This is a genomic window from Egicoccus sp. AB-alg2, from assembly GCF_041821065.1.
Taxonomy (GTDB): domain Bacteria; phylum Actinomycetota; class Nitriliruptoria; order Nitriliruptorales; family Nitriliruptoraceae; genus Egicoccus.
In genome coordinates this window covers 239,441-254,057 of sequence record NZ_JBGUAX010000005.1, presented here as the reverse complement: position 1 = coordinate 254,057, position 14,617 = coordinate 239,441, and the positions used below count along the sequence as shown (strand labels likewise).

At 71.2% G+C, this 14,617-nt stretch carries 13 protein-coding genes; 9 read left to right on the top strand and 4 right to left on the bottom strand.

Annotated features, from left to right (window positions below; all coding sequences use genetic code 11):
* Nucleotides 1-92 precede the first annotated feature (92 nt).
* Together ACERM0_RS11060 and ACERM0_RS11055 are read left to right on the top strand one after the other, a co-directional pair.
* Complete coding sequence (locus tag ACERM0_RS11060) at nucleotides 93-908, top strand: nuclease-related domain-containing protein (RefSeq protein WP_373678652.1); 816 nt, start codon at nucleotides 93-95, stop codon at nucleotides 906-908.
* Nucleotides 896-1,852 (top strand): DUF4268 domain-containing protein, encoded by a 957-nt coding sequence (locus ACERM0_RS11055; protein ID WP_373678651.1) that lies wholly within the window; start codon nucleotides 896-898, stop codon nucleotides 1,850-1,852. The genes ACERM0_RS11060 and ACERM0_RS11055 overlap by 13 nt, the downstream gene beginning before the upstream one ends.
* 263 nt (nucleotides 1,853-2,115) lie before the next feature.
* Here ACERM0_RS11055 and ACERM0_RS11050 read toward each other — a convergent pair whose 3' ends face one another.
* A complete protein-coding gene (locus tag ACERM0_RS11050) occupies nucleotides 2,116-5,010 on the bottom strand; it encodes a hypothetical protein (RefSeq protein ID WP_373678650.1) in 2,895 nt (964 codons plus the stop codon).
* A gap of 263 nt (nucleotides 5,011-5,273) precedes the next feature.
* Between ACERM0_RS11050 and ACERM0_RS11045 the strand changes: the two genes are divergently transcribed.
* Nucleotides 5,274-6,065 carry a HepT-like ribonuclease domain-containing protein gene (locus ACERM0_RS11045; RefSeq protein WP_373678649.1) on the top strand — a complete coding sequence of 264 codons (792 nt, stop codon included), beginning with the start codon at nucleotides 5,274-5,276 and terminating at the stop codon, nucleotides 6,063-6,065.
* A gap of 63 nt (nucleotides 6,066-6,128) precedes the next feature.
* Here ACERM0_RS11045 and ACERM0_RS11040 read toward each other — a convergent pair whose 3' ends face one another.
* Nucleotides 6,129-7,295 (bottom strand): PucR family transcriptional regulator, encoded by a 1,167-nt coding sequence (locus tag ACERM0_RS11040; protein ID WP_373678648.1) that lies wholly within the window; start codon nucleotides 7,293-7,295, stop codon nucleotides 6,129-6,131.
* 161 nt (nucleotides 7,296-7,456) lie between these two features.
* Here ACERM0_RS11040 and ACERM0_RS11035 point away from each other — a divergent pair, with 161 nt between their 5' ends.
* From ACERM0_RS11035 to ACERM0_RS11015, 5 genes are read left to right on the top strand one after another with little or no spacing between them, the layout of a single operon-like run.
* The gene (locus ACERM0_RS11035) at nucleotides 7,457-8,764 is read left to right on the top strand and encodes a cytosine permease (protein WP_373678647.1); all 1,308 of its coding nucleotides are present in this window, start codon (nucleotides 7,457-7,459) and stop codon (nucleotides 8,762-8,764) included.
* Nucleotides 8,761-9,774, top strand: coding sequence for an LLM class flavin-dependent oxidoreductase (locus tag ACERM0_RS11030; RefSeq protein ID WP_373678646.1), 1,014 nt, complete (start codon nucleotides 8,761-8,763; stop codon nucleotides 9,772-9,774). Before ACERM0_RS11035 ends, ACERM0_RS11030 begins: the two co-directional genes overlap by 4 nt.
* Before the next feature lie 42 nt (nucleotides 9,775-9,816).
* Nucleotides 9,817-11,025, top strand: a complete 1,209-nt coding sequence (locus ACERM0_RS11025) for a M24 family metallopeptidase (protein ID WP_373678645.1) — start codon at nucleotides 9,817-9,819, stop codon at nucleotides 11,023-11,025.
* Nucleotides 11,022-12,308 carry a pyridoxal-phosphate dependent enzyme gene (locus ACERM0_RS11020; protein WP_373678644.1) on the top strand — a complete coding sequence of 429 codons (1,287 nt, stop codon included), beginning with the start codon at nucleotides 11,022-11,024 and terminating at the stop codon, nucleotides 12,306-12,308. The genes ACERM0_RS11025 and ACERM0_RS11020 overlap by 4 nt, the downstream gene beginning before the upstream one ends.
* A complete protein-coding gene (locus tag ACERM0_RS11015; protein ID WP_373678643.1) occupies nucleotides 12,308-13,282 on the top strand; it encodes an LLM class flavin-dependent oxidoreductase in 975 nt (324 codons plus the stop codon). The genes ACERM0_RS11020 and ACERM0_RS11015 overlap by 1 nt, the downstream gene beginning before the upstream one ends.
* Nucleotides 13,283-13,306: 24 nt before the next feature.
* Here ACERM0_RS11015 and ACERM0_RS11010 read toward each other — a convergent pair whose 3' ends face one another.
* Nucleotides 13,307-13,633, bottom strand: a complete 327-nt coding sequence (locus tag ACERM0_RS11010; RefSeq protein ID WP_373678642.1) for a DUF5615 family PIN-like protein — start codon at nucleotides 13,631-13,633, stop codon at nucleotides 13,307-13,309.
* The gene (locus ACERM0_RS11005) at nucleotides 13,630-14,049 is read right to left on the bottom strand and encodes a ribbon-helix-helix protein, CopG family (protein WP_373678641.1); all 420 of its coding nucleotides are present in this window, start codon (nucleotides 14,047-14,049) and stop codon (nucleotides 13,630-13,632) included. Before ACERM0_RS11005 ends, ACERM0_RS11010 begins: the two co-directional genes overlap by 4 nt.
* A 174-nt stretch (nucleotides 14,050-14,223) precedes the next feature.
* Between ACERM0_RS11005 and ACERM0_RS11000 the strand changes: the two genes are divergently transcribed.
* Nucleotides 14,224-14,604, top strand: a complete 381-nt coding sequence (locus tag ACERM0_RS11000) for a VOC family protein (RefSeq protein ID WP_373678640.1) — start codon at nucleotides 14,224-14,226, stop codon at nucleotides 14,602-14,604.
* Nucleotides 14,605-14,617: the final 13 nt, after the last annotated feature.

The window sequence follows — 14,617 nt, the reverse complement described above, 5'->3', positions numbered from 1 at the left end:
GGCGATGAGATGCGCCTCCAAAGAGCGACGGGGAGTTCATGCGCAGGGCAGATCCGCGGTCGCCCAAGCGTGCCGGTCGACACGTCCGCCGCATGCTTCGCGAGGAAGCATGGAAAGCGGCCAAGACGAACCGGGGCCGGATAGCTGGGTTCCTCGGCTTCCACGGGTGCCTGACGGCGCTGGCGGGCGTCGGAACCAGTGCGCTCGGTGCCAACGCCAGCGTCGTCGGCTTCAACGTCGGAGTGATGGTCGGCCTGCTTCCCTTCTTCGCCCTGCTGTTCTTCGTTGCTACCGGCGTCGCTCACCGCTCCATGGGTGCCGATGCCGAGGAATGGACCGCGCTTGAGCTGAGGCGTCTGCAACCACGGCGTTGGGCCGTCTACCACCACGTGCCCCTTACCGGGGTCGGTGACGTCGACCACGTCGCGGTGGGCCCCGGTCGCGTGTACGCGATCGAGAGCAAGTGGACCGCGCGCTCCGATGTCGAGCGATTTCTACGTGGCGCGGCTGGGCAGACCGACCGTCAGGCGAAGCGTCTCCGCGACGAACTGGCGTCTCGTGGGGTGGCCCGGGAGGTCATCCCCTTGCTCGTGGTGTGGGGGCCAGGCATCGTGAAGCGCCTCGGTGATCGACCTCAGAAGCGCGGGCGCACACGGATCGTCGCAGGAGCTAACGCAAGGGACTGGTTAGCACGGATGGAGGACGCTGCGAGCCGATTGGAGCTCGACTGGCCGGCGCAGCAGGCGATCGACGCCATTGTCGCGGAGGGCGACAGCGACGCGGCTGCAGAACTGCCGAACGAGCACGCCGAGCTTCCGCCCGCCTCGGAGTCACCTTCTACCCGTGAGCTCCTTGGCCTAGATTCGAAGCGCACGTACCGGAGAAAGAACCGAAGATGCTCGAACTAGGTCGTCTGCAGCAAATCGATCCCCGCGACGTCTGGCAACACGAGGCTCACGATTTCACGCCGTGGCTGCTCGAGAACGCGGATGTGCTAGCCGACGCACTCGGGATCGACATCGAGCTGAGCGCAGCGGAGCATCCGGTCGGCGGCTTCAACCTCGACCTCGTCGGCCGCGACCTGACGAACAACTGCGTGCTCATCGTGGAGAACCAACTGACGGCCACCGATCACGGGCACCTAGGTCAGCTGGTCACGTACGCGGCCGGTACGGACGCACGCACCGTCGTCTGGGTGGCGCCGACGTTCAGAGAGGAGCATCGCCAGGCACTGGATTTCCTCAACAACCTCGGCGGGGAGGACACACGGTTCTTCGGCGTCGAGATCTCGGTGGTCAGGATCGGGTCGTCCGCGCCGGCTCCGCTGATCAAGCTGCGAGCACAACCGAACGATTGGCACGCACAGGTCACGGCAGCAACGAAGTCGACGGCCCAACAGGCTGGGAAGGCGCCCCTGTATCGAGAGTTCTGGACCCGCTTCCTCGATCGTGTCAAGGTCGAGTTCCCAGGTTGGACGAATGCAACCAAGCCTCAGATCGCCAACTGGTTCTCGATGGCGTGTCCCTTCAAGGGTGGCTCCTACTACTCCGCGAGCTTCGCAGCTGGCGGCAAGCTCCGGACGGAGCTCTACATCGATTTCGGCGATGAGGAGCTGAACCGGTCGTTGTTCGAGCAGCTCGCAACGCACCGGACAATGCTCGAGGAGGTCTACGGTGGGTCGCTCTCCTGGGAGGACCTGCCCGGGAAGCGTGCGTGCCGGGTCGCCGATTACGGAGACGGCGATGTGACCAACGGCGACCTGCATGATGAGTACATCGACTGGTTCTTCGACACCGGGAGGCGGCTGCGTGCCGCCGTCGATTCTGTCGCTCCATCGATCAGGCTCGGGTAGGGCTGGCCGAGTGGCGCCGGGACTGCAGTCTTCCTGGATGTCGGGGCCGTCGGGGGCACAACCTCAAGACCCGCTCACCGTCAGCGGCGTGCACGCGGAGAAGGATCCGTCGTGTGGCTGCGGTGCCGACATGGTCGTGCGCACCCGCAGACGCGACGGCGAGCCTTCCTCGGCTGTGTGACCTTCCCGACGTGCCGTCGCACCCGGCCGCTGGCCGAATCGTGACCGGCACTCCTACGGCGGTGGTCGACGAGCATGGCCCGCTACGGCGTCCCGGCACGGTGGCGGTCCTTCAGCGCGTGGATGCCCACACCGGCAAGGCCGAGTGCCAGCACGATCATCGGCGCCGGGTGCCGGCCTGACGTAGCGCCGGCGGGGGCCGAGGCGAGCTCGGTAGCGACGTGGACGTGGTCGTGCTCATCGAACGCGACGTCGGCCACTGGCTCCGTGCCGCCCGCGGACTCGACCGCCGAACCGGCCGCTGAGCCGCCGTCACCCGCGCCGGCACCTCCGTCGCCGCCCGCGCCGGGCCCCGCACCTTCGCCACCGACGGCCGGCGGAGCATCGGCACCCTCGCCCGGCAGCGCGGCGCCGTCCGACGCGACCACCTCGACGTCCGTCACGCGACCGTCGGACCCGAATCCGACCGTCGCGCGGCGGCCGCCATCGATGCAGTAGGTCCAGGCGTCGTGGCCGCGGACCGCCGGCTGCCCCAGTGTCAGCAGCACCTGCTCGGCCGGCTGCCCGCCACGGACGCCTGCCCTGGCACGGTCGTCGAGGCCGGCCACGTCCGCACGGCAGGCGTTCGGTGTGCCCCCCAGCGCCCGCTCCCACGTCTGCAGGTAGGTCTCCGGGCCGCGTTCGAGGTCGGCGACGATGTCCTCGCCGGCTTGGCGGCGTAGGTCCTCGATCCAGTCCGGGTACAGCCCGTAGTGGGCGACGCCGTCCACGTTGACGTCGAACATCCGCTGGCCGCTGATCTGCCGGTCGATGCTGACCCCGCCGAACCCCTCGAACGGGTAGATGACCGGATCCTCGCCGCCGCGCGGGCCGCCCTGGGTGGCGAAGCCGTTGATGTCGCTGCCGTACCCGAGGCCGAACCCGAACCGCGGGTCGGCCCAGCCGCGCAGGTCACGCCACGCGTCCACGAACCCGCTCGAGCCGCCCGCCATCGGCGTTACCACGCCACCCAACGCGAGGATGCGGCGGTAGAAGTCGTCATCGGCCCAGCTGTGGCTCGAAACGACCCCGGAGTAGTCGGCCTCCTCCATGACCAGCATCGCCTCGTGACGAGCGCGAACACTCATGTGATCGGGGTCGAACAGCATCCCGCGTTCCATCATGCGGTGCAGCAGGTGCTCGCCGAGGTCGGTCAGGCCGAGCTCGTTGCAGTGCGGGCCGGGCCCGTAGACCGGTGCGACTCCGCTCGTGCCGGCCGCCTGGAGCAGCGCACCCGCCAGCGCGTCGCGGCCGACCAACTCGTCGGGCACGCCGGCGCCGTCACCGAGGTTGGGCTGGGTGCGGTCGTGGCCGCGGTAGTCGTCGTCGCCGCCGCGCGGGCCCTCGTGTACGTGCTCGTGGTCCGGGCAGGCGCCCATTCGCCAGAAGCTGCCGGTCTCGAGCACGTTGGCGGCGTTGACCAGCAGTCCGGTCTGGCCGCTGTCGCCGGCGACGCCCGAGAAGGCGTTGTCGAACTTGTTGACCAGCTCCATCTGCCGGACGCCCAGGTCGTGGACCTCGGCCAGCCGTGCGTCGATCTCGTCGGTGGTGCACCGCGCCACGCCGCGCACGGTCCCACAGTCGAACAGCCGTGACACCTCGATGCCCATGACGACCGCGAGACGGCCCTCGTTGATCACGCGCCTGGCCTCGAACGGGTCCCTGACGATCCGCAGCCAGCCGCGGCCGGGACCGCCGTGCTGCGCGTCGACGTAGCGCTCGAACTCGCGCAGCCGTTGGGCCTGCAGCCGCACGCCGTCCATCTCGTTGCAGCTGTTGTGCTTGTAGGGGTGCACATTGCACAGCTGGTTGTTGTCGACCAGCAGGTTGACGTACAGCCGCAGCCCGCCGCGCCAGGCCCGCTCCAGCCACCGGTGGTAGGTCTGCTCGTAGGTCAGCGAGTCGTGGGCCGGCCAGTCCACGAACGTCGGCCACCCCGTCGTGTCGTGGCCGGCGACGGGGTCGCGCCCGGACAGGAACGTCTCCAGCACGTGGGTGCGCCCGCCCAGCAGGTCGTGCTCAGGGCAGCCGCGCAGCGCCGCCTCGACGCCGTACGGATGCCACGGACGGCCGCAGCGGGCCCGGCCGCCCAGGAACTCAAACGCCATGCCGTGCAGGTGCGCGTCGAGATGGCCGCGTGTGGCGCCGGTCGGGGTCGGCGCGTGCACGTACGGACCCTCGACGCCGAGCTCCACCTCCGGCCAGCCCGCGCAGCCGTCCACCCGCCGGAACGCGACCGTGTCCGCGCCGTCCGCCGCGGCGGCCTCGGCCAGCCCGACACGACCATCGTTGGCGACCACGAGGTGCAGGTCCGGCAGCGGCACCGACGCGAGGTGGAAGCGGCCCGGGCGGCCGGACGCCTGCAGCTCCCAGTCGGCGAGCACGTCGGCCGAGGCCGCGGCGACGACCGCCCGTCCGCGGCCCGTCAGCGTGCTGAGCGGCCCGGACGCGAGCTCGCGCGCCACCTCGTCGGTGATGCCCAGCGACAGGCCACCGAGCTGGCCGCCGACGGGCGTGTCCGGCAGGTCCGAGGCCAGCTCGCCGACCAGCCCGTCGGCGATGGCCACGAGGTGGGTGTCGCTGCCGTACAGCAGGTAGCGGCCGAGGTCGGTCGCCTGCAGGTGGAACCGCTCGGCGTCGCGGTGCCGACGGGCCGTGGCCGCGTAACCGTCGTCGTCGCGCACGACCCAGCCGCCGGTCGCGACTGACTGCAGCGCGTAGCAGCCGCCCGCCAGCGCGTAGCGGTCGGTGGGCACGCCAGGCGGTTGGTGCGCCGCGGGCGGCGACCACGCCCGGCCGGCGGCGGCCTCGGCGGCGGCACGGGTGCCCGGGGCGAACGGGTCCTCGACAGCCTGCGCCGTCGTGTCCCCGAGCGGCACCAACGCCGTCAGCCCCGCGGTCAGCGCGGCGAGGGCGAGCGTGGGCCGACGGTGGCGCACGGCGGATCTCCCGGTCCGGCAGCAGTTTCCGGCAGGTGATTCCCCGCCGTCGGCCGGTTCTCCTGCCGGCTGCTCACACACGCGTGCGCCGCGGCCGTCGCCCCGAGGCGTGGTCGCGCGAGCCGGTGTGGTCCGTCGACGGACGACACGACCACCCTCGACGCAGCCGCGTGATCTGCGGCCGCGAGTCCGGCCCCGGCCCGGACACGAGGAGTCGGAGCGGCTCGGCGGAACCGACGCCGCCCGGCAGTACCCTGGCGGCGATGGAGCTTCCGGTCGAGCCCGACCGACTGCAGGCAGTCCTGCGGCGCCACGGCATGCGCTTCGCCTTCGTGTTCGGGAGCCGCGCCGAGGGCACGGCGGGGGAGGATTCGGACCTCGACCTGGTCGTGTGGGCCGACGAAGCCATCGATGACTGGGCGCTGCGCGGCGAGCTTCCGGACGACGTCGATCTGGTCGATCTGCGACGCACACCCGAGGGCTTGGCAGGCCGGATCGCGCTGACCGGTCTGGTTATCCTCGACGACGATCCGGCCGCGCGCGTCCGGTGGCAGGCAGACACGCGCAAGCGGCACCTCGACGAGGCCTTTAGGCGCCAGCGTTACCGTGACGACTTCGTGCGTGCCCATGTTGACGCCGACCGACAGCTCGCCGTCCTCGGACGGGTGACGGCGCGGCTGCGTGTGCTCGAGGAGTACGCGCAGCAGGACGCGGACGACCTGCTGACCGACGACGTGCGGCTCGGCCACCTCGAGTACACGTTCCAGACCGCGATCGAGGCCGGTATCGACGCGGCGCAGCATGTGGCGGCCGCCGATGGGCTTGGCGTGCCGGCGTCCAACGCCGACGTGTTCCGTCTCCTGGCCGGCGCCGGCGTCATCGATGACGTCCTCGCCACCTCGATGGCCCGCGCGGTCGGGTTCCGCAACGTGTTGGTGCACGACTACGCCGACGTCGACGACCGCCTCGTCGTCGAGAACCTGGCACGCCTGCCCGACCTTCACCAGTACGTGCGAAGCATGACGCGTTTGCTGGCCGAGACGGACGACGGCTGAGCAAGCGGTGGCGCGGCCCGGCGGGCCGGGGTGCCGATCAGGCCGCCAGCAGGGCCGGCGTGATCACGCGTCCTCGAGGGCCGGTTCGGCCCGCAGCGCCGCGATGAAGGCGAACAGGTTCATCGCCGACCGCGGGTCGACGCCCGTGAGGTCGCGGATACGGCCCAGCCGGTACAAGACCGTGTTGGGATGCACGATCAGCGCCTCGGCCGTGCGGCTGATGGAGAGGTCGCACCGGGCGAACTGCTCGAGGGTCTCGCGAAGTTGTGGGCGGCCCTTCAGCGGGCGCAGGTAGCGCTCCACAAGGGCGGCGGCCGCTTCCCGGTCGGCACCGGCCAACACGTCGATCAGCATGGCCTCGTACGTCACGACGCGTGCCGGCAATCTGGACCGCCGCACGGCTCGCATCGCCGACAGCGCCTGACGGCAGGACGTTCCCGCCTCGCTCAGACTCGCGACGGCCCCGCCCACCGTGAGGTGGGGTGCTAGTGCGCCGTAGTGCTCGAGCGTCCGGGCGAGCTCCTGCATCACGCGGCCGCCCAGCTCACCGGGCACGAGTAGGACGTCGCAGCCGTCCACCGAGCCGGCGACGATCCGGCCCTCCCGGCCGCGGCCGAGCACGGCCAGCACCTCGCGCTGCAGCGCCACGACGTCGGTGACCTCACCCTCCCCGGTGGCGAGCGCCAGGCCGCGGACATCCGTGTGCGACTCCTCCCAGTCGAGACTCGCGGCCAGCTCCTGGACCTGCTGCGTACGGAGCGTCCCGGCCGTCAGCCCGGTCACCAGGTCGCCGGCGAGCCGGTCGTAGTGCGCGGTCACCTCCTCGGTGGTGACCCGGTAGGCCTCGATCGAGGTGGTCGCCAGGTCGTCGAACGCGTCGGCGATGCGGCGCAGCCCGTCGCGGAGCTCGTCGCCGGTCAGGTCCTTGCCCGCGTCTACGAACGCGTCGGTGATCACGCGCTCCGCACATCGGTAGGACAGCACGACCGCGTCCAGCGGCACGCCCTGCAAGGCGCGGCTGACGCCGATGCGGCGGGCCCGCTCACGATCGGCGGGATCGGGCGCCTCGTCGGCCAGCCGTGCGATCACGGACTCGAGGTTGGGTGTCACGGCCTCGGCCAGCTCTTCGGTGCGCATGCGTGGCGGCTGGTAGCCCGGGATGCGCTCCCAGACCAGCTCGACGACGCGTCGGGAGAGCTCGCCGACCGCACCCGACAGCGATGCAGCCACTTGTGGGAGAGTCACAATGTCGACGCCTCCAAGTTCGGGCGATCCAACGCTAGCCGCGCGCCAGCCTCGTCGGCATGATCGTTCCGTCGGGAGACGGGCGACCGTGCTGGGAGCAACGGCGCGGAGAGAGGGCAAGAAAGGTGAGCGAGGACACGGAGATTGTGAGAGGAACACAAGGCGACGGTGATGCGACCGAAGCCTTCCTGCACGACCACGCGCTGGAGGCGGTCCCCATCAGCCAGCGTCGGTCGACCTTCCAACTGGTCGCCGTCGCCTTCGGGTGGGCGATCAGCGTTTCCGGGTTCCTCGTCGGGGGCACCCTCGGCGGTGGCCTGCGGTTCGGCGAAGGCGTCGCCGCCATCCTGCTGGGCAACGGCCTGCTGGTCGTCGTCGCCAGCCTCATCGGCCTCATCGGCTACCGCACCGGCATGACCTCCTACCTGATCGCCCGCAGCGTCTTCGGACGTGTGGGCTCGATCGTCGTGTCGCTCGTGCTGGGCATCCTGGCGATGGGCTTCATCGGCGTACTGCTGGATGCCTTCGGCAACGCCTTCACCGCTCTCGTGCCGGGGATCCCGTGGACGGCGGTCGTGCTGCTGTTCGCCGTGGCCGTCCTGTCGACGGCAATGTTCGGGTTCACGGGGCTGTCCTGGATCAGCCGCTTCGCCGCGCCGGCACTGGTGCTGCTCTCGATCATGGGTCTGGTCACGCTCGCGCGCTCCGAAGGTGGGTTCGGTACGGCGATCAACGCCGTCCCGGAGACCCCGATCAGCTTCGGTGTCGGCATGACCGCCGTCTTCGCAACCTGGATCACGGGTGCCGCACTGACCAGCGACATCGCGCGCTACGCCAAGCGTGGGCGAGACGTCGTCCTGGCCACCTTCTGCGGGTACGTGCTGGGGGCGGGCTTCTTCGAGTTCGTCGCCATGATCAGCTCGAACGAGGCCGGGACGCCGGACTTCGTCGCGGCCATGAGCGCGCTCGGCCTGCTGCTGCCGGCCGTCGTGGTCCTGGTCCTGGCGCTGTGGACCACGACCGACAACAACCTGTACTCGGCCTCCCTGGCCTTCACCCACGCGAGCGAGCTGCTGGGCAAGACCGTCGCCAAGCCGGTGTGGGTGGTGCTGTCGACCGCGATCGCCGTGGGCGTCGCATTCCTCGGCTTCGCGTCCAATTTCCTGTCGTTCCTGCAGATCATCGGCATCGTCACGCCGCCGTTCGCCGGTGTGGTGATCACGCACTTCTGGGTGCTCGGACACATCCGCCGTCCGGCGGCCACCCTCGACGTGCCGCCGCTGCGCTGGGAGGCGATCGTGGCCTGGATCGGGACGTCCGTGTTCGCCTACTTCGTCGACCTGCCCGTCGAGCCGGTCGCCGCTCTGGTGATCGCCGGCGTGGTCTACGCGGTCCTGTCCCTCGTCACGCGCCCGGCGACGCAGCGCAAGCCCGACGCGGCGGTGGAGGCGTGACCCCCCGCTTCGGGCTGGGCGTCCCCACCGGCACCGAGGGGATGATGTATCCCGTCCCCTACGCCGACGTGCAGGAGGCGGTCGAGCTCTCGGTCGCGGCCGAGGAGCTGGGCTTCGACTCCGTGTGGGGCAACGACCACCTCTCGACCCAGGCCTACGTGCGCGAGGAGTTCGCCGACCCGCCACGGTTCTTCGACCCGCTCGGCTACCTCGCCTATGTCGCCGCGAAGACGCAGCGGATTCGGCTGGCCACCTGCATCCTGGTCCTGCCGTTCCGTCACCCGGTCGTGGCCGCCAAGCAACTCGCGACCATCGACCAGCTCAGCGGCGGCCGCCTGGTCGTGGGCGTCGGGATCGGTGCCTACCGCGAGGAGTACGAGGCGCTGCACCCGGACGTGCAGCTGCACCGCGGGCGCTACGCCGAGGAGGCCCTGCGTTCGCTGCAGCTGCTGTTCGACGAGCGCCGGGCCAGCTTCGAGGGCGAGTTCATCCGGTTCGCCGATGTAGAGAGCTACCCGAAGCCACTGCAGCAGCCGTTGCCGCTGCTGTCCGGCGGCAACAGCGCCGGCTCGAAGGACCGGGCCGGACGGCTGGTCGACGGGTGGCTGCCCGCCTGCCTCACACCCGCAGAGATGGCGGCCGGGCTCGCGTCGATCCGGGAATCGGCGGCGAGCGTCGGGCGGGAGCTGCCCGAGCACTTCGAGGTCGCCCTCCAACTCGGCGTGTCGGTCGCGGCCACGCAGGAGGAGGCCGAGTCACGGTTCCGGTCGTCGCAGGTCTACAAGCACATGGAGTCGTTGTCGGCCTCGACCCTCAAGGACCAGCAGGACGGCGACCTGCTGGCGCGCAACCTCGTCGGCACGCCCGACCAGGTCGCCGACCGGATCCAGGAGTACCTCGACGCGGGCGTGCAGACCTTCGCCGGACTGCTGTTCGCCTGCGACACGGTCGGCGAGACGCTCAAGGCCATGGAGACGTTCCGAAGCGACGTGATGGAGCGCTTCCTGTAACCGCGGTGTCGCTGTGACCTGCCACGAGTTCTGGAGGTTCCCGTGTCCGTTTCCCCTGGTGGCGCGCCGGCCGACAACCGCACGGCGCTCGTCGCGCAGCAACTCGACCGCTTGCGCGCGGCGCTGGCCGAAGCGCCCTTCGACGCCTACCTCGCCGGCTCACCGGCCAACGTCGCGTACGCGACGGGGTACCGCAGTGTGGCCGGAGAGTTGTTCCGGCAGCACCAGATGGCCGTGCTGGTGACCCCGGACGCCGTCACCCTGATCTGTCCCGTCGCCGATGCCGCGCCCGCGGTTGACGCCGGGGTCGACCTCGACGCGATCGTGCCGTTCGGCAGGTTCTACTTCGAGACGGCGGACGCCGACACCGTGCCGGCTCCGACCGCCGACCTGCACGCCAGTCTGGCCGAGGCGACACAGGTGGCCGTCACGACGCGAGCGCGAGGCTGCCGCACCCTCGGCGTGGACGTCGAGGGACTCGGGGCCGCCTGGCCGGCGATGTCGGCCGCGCTCCCGGAGGGGATCGGCGTCCAGGACGCCGCCGGCTGGGCCAAGCAGCTGCGGGCGACGAAGCTGCCGGGTGAGGTCGAGCTGCTGCGGCGCGCGGCGCGACTGGCCGAGGAGGGCATCGACCGTGCCATCCTCAAGGCCGGCCGCGGCATCACCGAACGCGAGCTCGCCGCCGAGGTCGCCCAGGCGATGGTCGCCGGCGGTGGCGCGCCGAGGTTCGTCGTGGTCACCAGCGGCCCGCGCAGCGCGCTCGCCGACGCGGCGCCCAGCGACCGGCCGCTCGAGCCAGGAGACCTGCTGCGCTTCGACGTCGGCTGCGTGCTGGAGGGCTACTGGTCCGACATCGGACGCACGGCCGTCGTGGGGGAGCCGACGGCGCTGCAGCAGCAGCGCTACGACGCCATCTGCGCCGGCGAGCAAGCTCAGCTCGAACGCGTCCGGCCTGGCGTGACGGCCCGGGAGCTGTTCGACCTGGCGGTGGAGACGGTCGAGGCACACGGCCTGCGCCCCTACCGCCGGCAGCACTGCGGCCATGGCATCGGCAGCGAGGTCTACGAGCCGCCGATCATCGCACCGTCGTTCGACACTCCCCTCGAGCCGGGCATGACCTTCTGCTTCGAGACGCCCTACTACGAACTGGGCTGGGGCGGGATGATGGTCGAGGACGCGTTGGTCGTCACCGACGGAGGTTGCCGGATGCTCACCAGTTCCGACCGCTCCCTGCGGGTGGTGTCGGCGTGAGCGACTACACCGGCCGGCTCGCCTGCGTGCGCTGCGGCACGCAGGTCGACGCCGTCGCACCCTGGACGGGCTGCCCGGCGTGTGCTCGCGACGGCGTGCACGCCAACGTCCTGCCGACCTACGGCGCCGGGACGACTGACGCGGCCGCGCCCGACCCCACCCAGCCCGGCATCTTCCGGTACCGCCAGCGGCTGCCGCTGGCCGCGGACGTCACCCCGGTCAGCCTGGCCGAGGGCAACACGCCGCTGGTGCCGACACCGGATCTGGGTGCGAGCCTCGGCGTCGGAGCGTTGTGGTTCAAGGACGAGACCCGCAACCCGACCTGGTCGTACAAGGACCGCCTCGCGGCCATGGCCATCACCGACGCCCGGGCCCGCGGCGCGAAGACCGTCGCGTTGGCCACCACCGGCAACCACGGCGCCGCCACGGCCGCGTACGCCGCGGCCGCCGGGCTGCGGTGTGTCGTGCTCACGCTCGAATCGGTTCCGCTGACGATGAAGGTGCTGATGCAGTCCTACGGCGCCGAGGTCGTGGCGCTGCGGACCGGCCCGGAGCGCTGGCAGTTGCTGCGCCAGGCGGTCGACGCGTGGGGCTGGGTGCCGGTGTCCGGGTTCCTCGATCCGCCGCTGGGCTCCAACCCCTTCGGCATCGACGGCTACAAGACCATCGCCTTCGAGCTCCACGAGCAGCTGGGGGACGTTCCCGACGCGGTCGTGGTGCCCAGCGCCTATGCCGACGGGCTGGCCGGCGTCCAGCGCGGTTTCGCCGATCTGGCGGAGTTGGGCGTCACGAGCCGCCAGCCGCGGCTGATCGCCGTTGATCCCTTCGGTGCGTACGCCGCTGCCATGGACGCAGAGACGCGGGTGCTGCCCCGGGTGGCCGCCGGTGCCAGCGTGTCGTTCTCGATCGCCACGCCGACGGCCACACACCAGGGGGTCGCGGCACTGCGCGCCAGCGACGGCGCGGCCGCCGGACCGTTCGACGACCAGGCGACGATCGACGCCCAGCTACGCATCGCCCGCCGGACCGGCCTGTACCTCGAGGCTTCGTCGGCCACGACGCTGCTGGCCGTGGAGCAGCTGGTCGCGCGGGGGGAGCTGGACGGTGACAGCCGGGTCGTGTGCCTCGCCACCTCGACCGGCCTCAAGGACATCGCCACGACCGCGCAGCGGCTGCCGGACGTGCCGGTGATCGATCCCGACCTGGATCAGCTCGCGCGGTACCTCGAGGTCAGCGAGGACAGGACGCCGGTCAGCCGGTTCTCGGCGGAAGTCGCGCCCTGATGCGGCTGGGGTTTGCCATCTCCGGGAAGCGCACGGCGGCCGATGCGCTGGAGGTCGCACGGCGGATGGAGGCCGCCGGCATCGACGAGGTGTGGATCACCGAGGACTACTTCGAGCGCGGGGCCTTCGCGCTCGCCGGCGCGATCCTGGCCGCCACGTCACGCGTCCGGCTGGGCATCGGCGTGGTGAATCCGTGGACGCGTCATCCGGTGCTGACGGCCATGGAGACGGCCGCGCTGCAGGAGCTCGCACCGGGGCGCGTGGTCCTGGGTCTGGGTGCCTCGAACGCCCGCTGGATGCAGGAGCAGCTCGGGATTCCCTTCGAGCAGCCGCTCCGGCGCCTGGGAGAAGCCGTCGAGCTGGTCCGGGCGGGCCTGCGTGGCGACCCCATCCGGCAGCGGGGGCTGGCGGGGACGGTCGACGCTCGCCTGTCGTTCACGGCCGGTGACGTGCCCATCGTCCTCGGCGTGAAGGGTCCCCGCGCTCTCGATCTCGCGCGTCACGTCTCGGACGGCGTGCTACTGTCGGTGTTGTCCGCGCCGGCCTACGTGGCGTGGGCGCGCCAGCGGCTGGGGAGCGAGCTGGATCAGGGCATCAGCAGCTACGTCGCGGTGCGCTGCGACGACGACCGCCGGGTGGCTCGCGAGGCGATCCGGTCGTTCGTCGCGTCGTTCCTGGGCGTCCACGGCGACCACGCCATCACGCGGGTCGCCGGTCTCGACCCGCAGCTGGCCCGGGCGTTCACGGACGGGCTGCGGGCCGGTGCGCCACGCGCCGACCTCGTCACCGAGGACCACCTCGACGTCTTCGTCGCAGCCGGCGACCGCGACGACGTGGCAGGCGCGTTGCACCGCCATGCCGAGGCCGGCCTCGACCGGGCCGTCATCTTCGACCAGCCGGGCGGCCCGATCGCGCCGTTCCTCGACGACGTCCTCGCGGCGGCGAAGGTCGCGGGCCTCGAACTGGGTGAGTGACTGGAGCGGCGACCCGCCGGTGACTCAGGTCGGCCAGTGGTAACCGACGTATGGGCGCGGGTGGTCGGCGGCCCAGCGGCGCAGCAGCGACGCGATCGCGGCGGCTTGCGCGTTCCCGGCGGGCAGCCGTCGCTTCAGGACGAAGACGACGACGAGGTCGTCCATGCGCGCGAAGTCGGCCACGTTGTCGGTGACGACCGCGGCGCCGTGAGCCCGACTGAACGACGCGACGTCAGCGTCGTCGGCGCCGGCCAACCCGACCTCGGTGACGTGCTCTGCCTCCTGGTCGCTGTCTCGCCGCAGAACCTGCGCGGTCGCGGGCGGGAACATCTCGTCGACGAGGAACCTCACGCCAGGTAGGTCCGGCGCTGCTCGGCAGCCTGCTGGCTCTCGCGAATGGCCTCTTCGCGGCGGGCGATCCGTCGATCGACGTCTTCGGGATGGCGGACCGCGAACTCGAGTGCGAGGCGGATCTGTCGCGGCTGGACGCCGCTCTCCTCGGCGAGCGTCTCGATGCGCTCCTCCTCGGCGCCCGGCAGCTCACGCCGGCGAGCCACGATCTCCCAGACGTCGGGGCCGCCGGCGACGGCAGGCCGGCGATCGGACGTCGGGCCGCGGTAGACGATCCCGGGGTGGTCGAGGGTTTCGATCCCTTCGAGGATCAGCCGCTCGAGCAGGGCGGTGGCGCTGATGCCATCCTCGTCGGCGAGACGCTGCAGGCGCGCCTTCGCCTGCTCACTGAGACGGAACGACGTGCTGGACGGCATGCGCGGCCCTCCCCGCGTAGCGCAGTCGTAGTAGAACGTAGCGCTCCAGGGTCCGCTTCCGGCGGGATCGGGTTGCTGTGAATCCCTGCCTCGATCCGGGGCGACGGCGTACGGTCCTCGCGTTCTTGCCCCGCCATCATCGCGAGGGCCCGAAGCGCCGACCGGAGGATCGTCATGCTCGACCACGTCTCGATCCAGTGCGAGGACGCTGCCGTGAGCGCGGCGTTCTACGACGCCGTCCTGGCCCCGCTGGGTGGCCGCCGTCTCCTCGAGTTCGGCCCGGTCATCGGCTACGGAGTGCCGCCCCAGCCGACGTTCTGGATCGGCCCGCACCAGACCGGTTCCGGGTTCCGGGAGTCCCACCTCGCGTTCGTGGCGGCGGACCGGGCGGCGGTCGACGCCTTCTTCGCCGCGGCCACGGCGTTCGGTGCCGAGGTGCTGCACGAACCGCGTGTCTGGCCCGAGTACCACCCTGGCTACTACGGCGCGTTCGTCCGCGACCCGGACGGCAACAACGTCGAGGCGGTCTGCCACACGCCCGAGCACGCGGGCTGACCTCTCGGCGAAA